11 protein-coding genes and 1 pseudogene are annotated in these 7,206 nt (G+C 43.8%); 6 read left to right on the top strand and 6 right to left on the bottom strand.

All coding sequences use genetic code 11. From position 1 onward, the window contains the following. Positions 1–592, bottom strand: a 592-nt coding sequence (locus BM213_RS13575) for an RNA-guided endonuclease InsQ/TnpB family protein (protein WP_143091213.1), incomplete at its 3' end; no start/stop codon positions are given. Between the two features lie 227 nt (positions 593–819). On the opposite strand from BM213_RS13575, the gene BM213_RS13570 reads away from it, so the two are divergent. From BM213_RS13570 to BM213_RS13555, 4 genes are all read left to right on the top strand, one after another. Next, the gene (locus BM213_RS13570; protein ID WP_091705026.1) at positions 820–1,512 is read left to right on the top strand and encodes an alpha/beta hydrolase-fold protein; all 693 of its coding nucleotides are present in this window, start codon (positions 820–822) and stop codon (positions 1,510–1,512) included. 59 nt (positions 1,513–1,571) lie between these two features. Beyond that, on the top strand, positions 1,572–2,084 hold the full coding sequence (locus BM213_RS13565) for a YjcG family protein (RefSeq protein ID WP_091705023.1): 513 nt from the start codon (positions 1,572–1,574) through the stop codon (positions 2,082–2,084). Between the two features lie 4 nt (positions 2,085–2,088). After that, a complete protein-coding gene (locus tag BM213_RS13560) occupies positions 2,089–2,520 on the top strand; it encodes a GNAT family N-acetyltransferase (RefSeq protein ID WP_091705020.1) in 432 nt (143 codons plus the stop codon). A gap of 66 nt (positions 2,521–2,586) precedes the next feature. Then, positions 2,587–3,264, top strand: coding sequence for a DUF421 domain-containing protein (locus BM213_RS13555; RefSeq protein WP_091705017.1), 678 nt, complete (start codon positions 2,587–2,589; stop codon positions 3,262–3,264). Here BM213_RS13555 and BM213_RS14745 read toward each other — a convergent pair. After that, positions 3,261–3,431, bottom strand: a complete 171-nt coding sequence (locus BM213_RS14745) for a hypothetical protein (protein WP_167357421.1) — start codon at positions 3,429–3,431, stop codon at positions 3,261–3,263. The genes BM213_RS13555 and BM213_RS14745 overlap by 4 nt on opposite strands. A 79-nt stretch (positions 3,432–3,510) precedes the next feature. Here BM213_RS14745 and BM213_RS13550 point away from each other — a divergent pair, with 79 nt between their 5' ends. Beyond that, complete coding sequence (locus BM213_RS13550; RefSeq protein WP_208601924.1) at positions 3,511–5,631, top strand: ATP-dependent helicase; 2,121 nt, start codon at positions 3,511–3,513, stop codon at positions 5,629–5,631. A gap of 17 nt (positions 5,632–5,648) precedes the next feature. Here BM213_RS13550 and spoVIF read toward each other — a convergent pair whose 3' ends face one another. The 3 genes from spoVIF to BM213_RS13535 form a co-directional block, all read right to left on the bottom strand. After that, the gene (gene spoVIF / locus BM213_RS13545; RefSeq protein ID WP_003395322.1) at positions 5,649–5,903 is read right to left on the bottom strand and encodes a sporulation-specific transcription regulator SpoVIF; all 255 of its coding nucleotides are present in this window, start codon (positions 5,901–5,903) and stop codon (positions 5,649–5,651) included. A gap of 88 nt (positions 5,904–5,991) precedes the next feature. Next, positions 5,992–6,126, bottom strand: coding sequence for a YjcZ family sporulation protein (locus tag BM213_RS13540; protein WP_004891713.1), 135 nt, complete (start codon positions 6,124–6,126; stop codon positions 5,992–5,994). A gap of 68 nt (positions 6,127–6,194) precedes the next feature. Further along, the gene (locus BM213_RS13535; protein ID WP_042536230.1) at positions 6,195–6,437 is read right to left on the bottom strand and encodes a hypothetical protein; all 243 of its coding nucleotides are present in this window, start codon (positions 6,435–6,437) and stop codon (positions 6,195–6,197) included. 85 nt (positions 6,438–6,522) lie between these two features. Between BM213_RS13535 and BM213_RS13530 the strand changes: the two genes are divergently transcribed. Then, positions 6,523–6,843 carry a thioredoxin family protein gene (locus BM213_RS13530; protein ID WP_091705013.1) on the top strand — a complete coding sequence of 107 codons (321 nt, stop codon included), beginning with the start codon at positions 6,523–6,525 and terminating at the stop codon, positions 6,841–6,843. Positions 6,844–6,899: 56 nt separating this feature from the next. Here BM213_RS13530 and BM213_RS13525 read toward each other — a convergent pair. Continuing rightward, positions 6,900–7,206 (bottom strand): annotated as a pseudogene (locus BM213_RS13525) (RNA-guided endonuclease IscB); the annotation flags it as partial.

The raw sequence follows: 7,206 nt of genomic DNA, 5'->3' as shown, positions 1-7,206 counted from the left end.
AGTTATCTAATCCCAAATCAATACTGATATATCTGTTGTTATCTTGTTTTTGTGTTGGAATAGGGATTTTGTAAACGACTTCGACGATGATATGGCGGTGTTTCGGAACGAATCGGACTTGTTGTAGCTTCCCTTTCATGTTTGTCTTTAACCGAAACCCTTGAAAACAGGCAGGAAACGTGATTTGTTCATCGACGACTTTGCATGATTGATTCGTTAGCACAAGTACATATCGTCCGTCTTTTTTGAGATATTTGGGCGGTTTCGGTCTGCCTGTATATTTGTCTTTGTTTTTTGCCCAATCTTTCATCGACTTAAAAAATGATTGCCAATTTTGATGCAACATTCTTAACGTTTGTTGAGCACATTGAGCCATTGGCATCGCTCGATAGTCTGTATCCATCCCTTCTGTTTTCAGCAGCTTGTCTAGCTTGTTGTAAGAAAGATACGTGCCGTGTTGGAAAAACGTTTGCCTCACTTGATAGTTGGCGAAGTTGTACAAATTTTTTGACCGAAAACAATACTCGTCGAGCATCGGATAATACGGATGAGTGGCGAAAATCATATGCCTTTCCACTCGATTCGCCATCATGATCGTTGTTCACCTCGCTTTCTCTTTTACTATACATGTTCATAAGAGAACCATGCAATAAGATGTAAAGATAATCACGAAAGAAGTGGGATCTCAAATATATTTTATCAAAATTTTTAATATATTTTTACGATTGGATGAAAAAACAGAACCATATCACGCAACGACAAAAAATGCCGAAATGTGATACGATAAGAAAGAACAACGTCGAAAAAGGATGGGAGAACATGCAGGAGTTAAAACTTCACAGCCAACATTTAGATGAACAATTATCGTTGCCCGTATACTGCACAAAGCCTGTCACACCACTTTATAAACATCTCGTCCTCATCGCACAAGATGGTCAAGATTATTTTATGTTTGGAAAAATCGGGCGCGTCATTGACGAGCTTGGCGTGCGCGCTGTCGTCATCGGCGTGCCATACCGCGACGTATTCGATCGTTATGACAAATACCACCCGAACGGAAAAAAACGAGAAGCGTACATGCGCTTTCTAGCAAACGAGCTTGCGCCGCTTGTCGATGAACAGTTTTCAACATATCAAATCGGCTCAAGCCGCATTCTCATTGGCGATTCGCTCGCAGGAACCGTTTCTCTCCTTACCGCGATGACATATCCGCATACGTTCGGAAAAGTTGTCATGCAGTCGCCGTATGTGAACGACGATGTGATGGCACATATACAATCCTTTTCAAATTGGCATTTGCTTGCGCTTTATCATTCCATCGGCATAAAAGAGACCGAAGTCAAAACGACAGACGGTGCTGTCCGTAATTTCATTGAACCAAATCGTGCGCTTGCTCACGTTCTTCAAACAAAACAAGTTCGCTATCATTACCACGAGTTTGACGGCGATCATTCATGGACATACTGGCAACCGGATTTACCGATCGGATTAAAAAAAGTTATTGAAATGTAACAGTATTTTCCGAAAATTTGTTATAATATATAAATATAATGACGAAAGGAGGAAATCGCATGAAATGTGGTATCGCGATTTTTCCATCAAAAAAAATTCAAGATTTTGCAAATTCGTATCGTAAACGGTACGACTCTCACTACGCCTTAATCCCACCGCATATCACGTTAAAGTATGCGTTTGAGGTGGAAGAGGACAAGCTCAATGAGCTCGTTCAACAACTTCGCAACGTCGCGCGCGAAACAGAGCCATTCACGTTGCGCGTCACGAAATTTAGTTCGTTTTATCCAGTCAACAATGTCATTTATTTAAAAGTGGAAAAAACAGAGCCGCTCATCAAACTACATGAAAAATTACATCGTCCACCGTTCGTCGAACAAACGGACTATGCGTTCGTACCGCACATTACGATCGCACGCGATTTATCAAACGACGAATATTCCGACGTATTCGGACGCTTTAACATGCAGTCTGTCCATTTTGAAGAACAAGTCGACCGCTTCCATCTGTTATATCAGCTTGACAACGGATCTTGGTCGGCATACGAAACATTTCATCTCGGAAAGGAATAATCATATGTACGTCAAATACGGACAAGAGGAAACGCTTTGGCGCGACGCCCTGATCGTTCGCCGCGCCGTCTTTATCGACGAACAAGGCGTATCAGAGGAAGAAGAAATTGACGCATTCGAAAGCGAGTCCGTTCATTTCGTTTTATACGACGACGACAAGCCGATCGCCGCAGGTCGCTTTCGCACAATAGACGGCGTCGGTAAAATTGAACGCATTTGCGTCCTTCCTTCTTATCGCGGACGCGGCATCGGAAAACAAATGATGGAAGCGATCGAACAATACGCGAAACAGCACGTGACGAAAGTGAAGCTAAACGCCCAAACACACGCCGAACCGTTTTACAAACAACTCGGCTATGAAACCGTATCAGACGTCTTCCTTGACGCTGGCATTCCACATGTGACAATGGTCAAAACAATCAACATGCGATCATAACGGTCGCATGTTTTTTTTTTCACTTGGCATACTAACAAAAGAAGCGACAGAAGAAAGGATATTGTTATGAACGAATTTGGACAAATTGCGGTCGAACTCATTGTCGGTTATATCGCCTTATTTATTATGGCGAAAATACTCGGACGAACACAAATTACCCAAATTACACCGTTTGACTTCATTTCCGCCCTCGTTCTCGGCGAGCTTGTCGGAAACGGGCTATACGATGCAAATGTCGGGCTTGCGCAAGTATTGTTCGCAATCGCTCTTTGGGGACTTTTAATTTACGCAACTGAAATGATTACGCAAAAGAAAAAAGAACTGCGTGAATTGCTCGAAGGAAAACCAGTGATCGTCATTTCAAAAGGAAAAATTTTATATGACGCATTGAAAAAAACGAAGCTTGATTTAAACCAACTGCAACATTTACTTCGCGCTCGCAACGTCTTTTCCGTTCGCGAAGTCGAATACGCCATTTTAGAAACAGACGGAACCGTAAGCGTCATGAAAAAAGCCCCATACGAACAACCGACGCGCCAAGACCACAACATATCTGCATCTCAAGCGACATTGCCCGTCACCGTCATTATCGATGGAGAAGTCATTTGGGACAATATACGAGAAAATGGGTGGGACGAACAATGGCTTCAAAAACATATTCGCCATGCGGGGTTTGAAAACTACAGCGACATTTTATACGCCGAATGGCAAGAAGGAAAAGGAATGCACGTACAATCATACTAACGCTTTTTTAAAGAACGATCTTGAGGTCGTTTTTTCTTTTGGGACGTTTGTTGTTTTTTCTCGTTTGTTGCTCGTTGTATGTTTGTGACGCGCGGGACATGAAGCGGGTTTGAACGAATCGGTGGGATGTGCATACAAATCGCCTCCTTTGTTATATCATTCGCCATCTAACGAAAAACTCCTTTTCTCTTATTGTATGTTTTGTTAACATAGACGTTGACGTTACATCATGAAGGAGTTTTTACGATGAACAAAGCGCAATATAACGGCAAATTGTTTGACCTTCATACATTGCCACGAGAAAAATACGAGCTCGTTTACGAACAAAGTTTACGCAATAAATGGACGTGCCCGATGTGCGGTGGAATCGTTCGTTTGCATTTAGCGATTGAACATGCCCCGCACTTTTATCATGTTTCGAATCCGTGCATAAAAGAAGAACGACAACGAGGAAACGCGGTTGCTATTCGACCACACCAACCGTTTCAAGCGAAAGAAAAAAAACAGACGATCGTATGCGGAGTGTCGCTCGATGCGGATCAATATGAAGCTGTCCGCCACGTCGAAGGACCGCTTCTCGTCCTCGCCGGTGCAGGAAGCGGCAAAACGCGCACGTTGACGACACGGGCTGCAGCAATGATTACAAATCATCATATGAAAGCTTCAAACATGATGATCGTCACCTTTACGACAAAAGCGGCAAAAGAGCTAGCGGAACGACTGTATGCATACAACCTTGATGTCCTGCCGACAATCGGCACATTTCATAGCTTATTTTATCGCATGTTGCAACATGCCGATCCGTTTCGCTGGCGGCATGAGCGGCTCATCCGCGATTGGCAAAAAGAGCGAATGATAAAAGAAATCGGGCGCGAACTCGGCATCGATGAGCGCGATTTTCCGTACGATGAAGCGATGCAGCGCATGTCGTATTGGAAAAATACGCTTACTTCCCTTGCTGACATCGCGATCGAAACCGAATGGGACGAGCGCGTCGTTCAATTATATACACAATACGAACAAAAAAAGCGCGAGCTTGATGTATTTGACTTTGATGATATGTTATATGCATGTTATGACATGTTGCGGACAGATGAAAAGCGGCTCTATCCATATCAAGAGCGGTTTCATTATTTTCTCATCGATGAGTTTCAAGACATTAACAACGTGCAATATGAAACGATGAAGTTGCTTGCGTCACATACGCACCATATATGCGCCGTCGGCGATGACGATCAAGCGATTTATGCGTTTCGCGGCTCTGATTCATCGTTTATTCATCAATTCCAACAAGATTTTCCACATACAAAAATCGTAAAGTTGACGGAAAATTATCGTTCGCCACATCCGATCGTATCGCTTGCCAACAGCATTATTTCTAAAAGTCGCACGCGCATTCCGAAACAAATGAACGCCCAAACGGATAGCACACATATGCCGATATGTTTCTTTCCGTACGATGAGGAAGAAGAAGCGACGATGATCGTATGCGACATACAAGAGCGAATGAAACAAGGTGCGAAACCGAGCGATATCGCTATTTTATGCCGAACGAACGCCGCGTCGCGCGCCGTCTTTGAACGGCTCGCTCAACTTCGCCTCCCGGTGACGACGGACGGAGAATCATTTTACAACCGTCGCATCGTGCGCTATTTGTTAAGCTTCCTTCAATTAAGCATCGATCCGAACAACGAACAAGCGCTTGCCGATGTGGCGACGGTGTTGTTTTTAAAACAAACGGTCATGAACGACTTGAAAGCGATCTCGATTTTACAAGACTGTTCGCTCGTGGAGGCGCTCGCTAAACTCGATCGTATCGCACCGTTTCAACAACAAAAATTGCGCACGATCGTTCCGCTATTTGCGAAAGTGAAAGAAATGAAGCCGCTTGAGGCGATCGATTTCATTGAAAAAGAAATGGGGTTTGGCGACTTTTTAAAAAAGCGCGGCAACGAAGGAAATACGATAGAAAAAGGATCCGATGACGTACGCGATGTAAAAGTTGTCGCGCGCAAATTTAAAACGATTCCCGCGTTTCTTGCCCACGTCGCGCGCACCAAAGCGTACGCCAACACGACATGCGATGACGGCATTCAACTCATGACGATTCATCGTTCGAAAGGGTTAGAATTTCCGATCGTATATATCATCGGGGCGGTGGACGGACTATTGCCTCACGATTATGCACTTGAGGCGTACCGAAACGGCGATGTCGCACCGCTTGAAGAAGAGCGCCGCCTTCTGTACGTCGCCGTCACGCGCGCCAAAGAGCGTCTCTTTATTTCCGTTCCGTCCATGCGCCGTTTAAAAAAAGCAACCGCCTCGCGCTTGCTTTCTTCTCAAACAAAAGCGAAAAGCCTCGTCTAAGACTTTTCGCTTTTTCGTTATTTTTTATTTAACATGTTCGCGATCGTATTGAAGTCCATTTGTTTTCCGTTGTTGATAATCGATTGAACAATTTTATCTTCCAATTCTTTCGGCACGTTGCGATTAGCGATTTGCGCCACGCGCTTCACGATGCCGCGCACCGTTTTTTCATCTTTGAAATTCGCATGTTGCAACGAGTTCGCAAGCGCAAAAATGTCTTGCATATTGACGCCCGTTTTCTTTTCGATATTTTTAAAAAAATGTTGATCCATTTTTCTCCGCCTCCTTCACTTTTCTTTTTCAGCATATGAAAAAACAAAAAAAACGTTCCAAAGGCGTGACCCTTTGGAACGTCTCTTTTTAGTGAACGAACGCTGCACCAACGATAATTAACAAGATGAACAACACGACGATTAACACAAATGTTGAACCGTATCCGCCGCCGTATCCGCCGCCGTAGCCACCGTAACCATATCCGCAATATCCGAAGCCCATGAGACTCCACCTCCTTGAACGTTGTCGCTTACATCATATGCATACAAATGAATTTGGTATGGGCGCTCCTATAAAAATTCCCCTCCTTGCCGAAACATGCGGGCGAACTGCTTTTCTTTTTTCGCAAAAAACGCTTCCGCATCGCTCATGTTTGCTTGAAACTGTTGAAATAGCGCCCCATTTATTTTTTCAAGTTTGTTTAGCGTCATCTCCATCTCTTTTCCCCATGAGTCAAACGCCTTCATGAACGCATCGTGCTTTTGATGTTTTGCCCGCACATACGATTGCAGTTCTTTTTCCAATCGATCCATCGCTTTCCCCCCTTGCTTTTTCATACGTAAAAAACGAAAACATGTGCTAAAATAAAAGACGAAATCAAAAGAAAGGACGTGTCATATGGAACGGCTACAAGACGCACAACAATTTGAACAAGCAATCGCATCGGCTACACCTGTTGTCGTGAAATTTTTTACAACATGGTGCCCAGATTGCGTACGAATGGATCAATTTATGGATGAAGTCATTGCCGCTTACCCACAATTTACATGGTATGACATCAATCGCGACGATGTGCCAGACATTGCGGAAACATACAACGTCATGGGCATTCCGAGCTTACTTGTATTCCAAAACGGCGAAAAAATCGCCCACTTGCATAGCGCCAATGCAAAAACACGCGAACAAGTCGAGGAGTTTCTTCAAACGATTAAAGGCTGACAAATGATGTCAGCCTCATGACATTTCATCAGTTTTAGGCGAGGAGACCCCGACTTCTAAGCGAGAGCGAAAGTCGGGGAGGAATCGCCCTTCCTCCTTTCAATTAGTAATGTACTAGCATACTCAACTCTTTTTAGTTTTTTCCAGCTTGCTGAAGCATGCACTTTTGTGCCATCTAACAGCCGAAGGTCAAAATAACCGCTGCTTCTTCTGCCAAATATAAAACATTCTTTCCCTTCGTACACCACCTTGTCAAACAGTTGAAACCCTTTGACAAATCGTGGAGCTTTGTTTGATTTTCGTTTTCCACCTTTCAAGATGGTTGCCTTATGCAATTGACGGTTGTTTTTGCGAACGAATTTT

This window comes from Anoxybacillus pushchinoensis, from assembly GCF_900111795.1.
In the GTDB taxonomy this organism is placed as follows: Bacteria; Bacillota; Bacilli; order Bacillales; family Anoxybacillaceae; genus Anoxybacillus; species Anoxybacillus pushchinoensis.
This window is presented reverse-complemented; position numbering and strand designations above follow the sequence as displayed.